This is a genomic window from Pseudoalteromonas sp. S558 (genome assembly GCF_005886635.1).
GTDB classification, from domain to species: Bacteria; Pseudomonadota; Gammaproteobacteria; order Enterobacterales; family Alteromonadaceae; genus Pseudoalteromonas; species Pseudoalteromonas aliena.
This window is the reverse complement of sequence record NZ_PNDU01000383.1, coordinates 1-1,954: the sequence shown is the minus strand read 5'-3', so window position 1 is coordinate 1,954 and position 1,954 is coordinate 1. Positions and strand designations below refer to the sequence as shown.

Here is a 1,954-nt window from a genome sequence, read left to right as displayed (position 1 = left end):
AAAACCGAGCAACAAAGAGTTAATCGTCCCTAGAAAGAACCCAAAGGGCAGCGCATGTTTGGTATCTATGCTGCGTTATCGCCTATTTATGGGGAATAACCACACATCATAGGCTCTGCCTTGCCTAAATACCAAGCAGTCTGCTGCAAATTCAACCTCGAAAGATAAACAGACCCTAATGATTTACCCAAATTATTTCATCGGTAGCAAACCCTAGTTCTTTAGCTTTAGTTAAAAAGTGCTTTTTAAGTTCTTTGCTAACCGTTGGTGTACGCGACAAAAACCACAAGTAACCTTTGTTGTAACTGGTTATAAATGCATATTGATAATCGGGTTGATCAAGCTCAAAAATCACGTAAGCGCCATAAAATGGACCAAAAAACGAGACTTTAAAATGTCCAGTGTCAGTGCCCTTAACAAACTTGGCTAAGCCTTCAGCGTCATCCCATTTTTTATCATCCGTTAAATACCCTTTGTTAAGGACCTTTACTGTGCCGTCGTCGTTAATTGAATAAGTCGCGGTAACTTGCTCCATACCTTCTTCGAATGAGTGATTAAGCCGCGCTATTTCAAACCATTTGCCTTTATATTTTTGTATATCAAAGTTTTTAACGGGTGTTATTCCCTCTGGAGGGCTGGTGCAGGCACTAAGAAAAAACAACCCTGTAATAAGTAAACCGTATTTAATAGCCTTCATGTAAGCTCCTTTTTTAATTACATAAATCGTACGTATTATCTAAATATAGATGGATATAAAGTTTGCTAGCCGATTAAAAAAATTTGCTATAGGATCATATTAATTCTAAAGCAATAAAAATGACCATAGCATGAAAATTTGGGTAGATGCAGACGCGTGTCCTGTTGTTATAAAAGAAATACTTTTTAGAGCTGCAGAGCGTATGAAAATCGAGACTATTTTAGTGGCTAATCACGCAATGCGTATTCCGCCATCAAAATACATAAGCCGCGTTCAAGTATCGTCGGGATTTGATGTGGCCGATGACGAAATAGTAAAACGTGTTGAAAAAGGCGATTTAGTGATCACGGGCGATATCCCGTTAGCAAGTGAAGTAATTGATAACGGCGGGCAAGCACTCAACCCACGTGGGGAGCTTTATACCACAGAAAATATCCGCTCAATACTTAACGTGCGCGACTTTATGGATACCATGCGCTCAAGTGGCGTAGAAATGAGTGGTGGGCCGCCGCCACTTAGTCAAACCGACCGCCAGAACTTTGCAAACAACCTCGACCGTATTTTAGCGCAAAACAAGGCTAACTAGGTTGAACACGCAATTAGTTGGTTTAGGTGATATACAATTTAGCGTGGCGGTATACGTAGCAAAAGCGCCGCCAATGCCTTTTTTTGAAACCCTTAAATGCCTTGAGCCGGTTATAAATGAACAAATAAATACCATAAACCAGCACTGCGGTAATGGTTGGCGCAAGGTATTTAACGTCTACGCCAAAGTGTTGTTTGCTCTGCCAAGTGAGCATTACTCATTTGCCAAACAAGCCCCTACTTGGCAACAATATCGCGATGAGTTTTTACTGCAAAAAAGTAGTAAAACTGCTCTGCTATTTAGCGCGCCTAACACTACTATTACTTGCGCAGATAAAGCTACTAGCAATAAAAACCAGTTACACATAATTGCAGGGCGTACGCACGCTAAAAACTTATTACAACAAGGTAAGTTGCATGCACAATTTGATTGGCTCGACGACGAGTTTGCAATAGACACAACTAACAATATTATTGTGTGCCCGTATTTTGATTACAGGCAACTAAGTAATATAAAAATAGCGAGGCTTAGCGAGCTAGTCGCGCAGCTAAAAATGACTAAATAACCTGAACTCTGGATAATAAATCTATCTCAAGCAGCTATTTTCAGCGCTAACTGCGTTGAATTTACTTGCAATAGGCCAGCTATTGACGCGTAAATTCGCCTTGTTT

The 1,954-nt window shown here is 40.3% G+C and carries 3 protein-coding genes; 2 read left to right on the top strand and 1 reads right to left on the bottom strand.

Annotation, left to right across the window (positions count from 1 at the left end; all coding sequences use genetic code 11):
* Nucleotides 1-175: 175 nt before the first annotated feature.
* Entirely contained in the window at nt 176-697 is a 522-nt protein-coding gene (locus tag CWB66_RS19720; protein ID WP_138586685.1) for a lipocalin family protein, read from the bottom strand.
* A 130-nt stretch (nt 698-827) separates the two neighbouring features.
* Here CWB66_RS19720 and CWB66_RS19715 point away from each other — a divergent pair, with 130 nt between their 5' ends.
* Together CWB66_RS19715 and CWB66_RS19710 are read left to right on the top strand one after the other, a co-directional pair.
* Nucleotides 828-1,283 carry a YaiI/YqxD family protein gene (locus tag CWB66_RS19715; protein ID WP_002959175.1) on the top strand — a complete coding sequence of 152 codons (456 nt, stop codon included), beginning with the start codon at nt 828-830 and terminating at the stop codon, nt 1,281-1,283.
* Nucleotide 1,284: 1 nt separating this feature from the next.
* Nucleotides 1,285-1,848: a DUF6942 family protein gene (locus CWB66_RS19710; RefSeq protein WP_138586684.1), complete on the top strand. Its 564-nt coding sequence runs from the start codon at nt 1,285-1,287 to the stop codon at nt 1,846-1,848.
* The last annotated feature ends 106 nt before the right edge of the window (nt 1,849-1,954 follow it).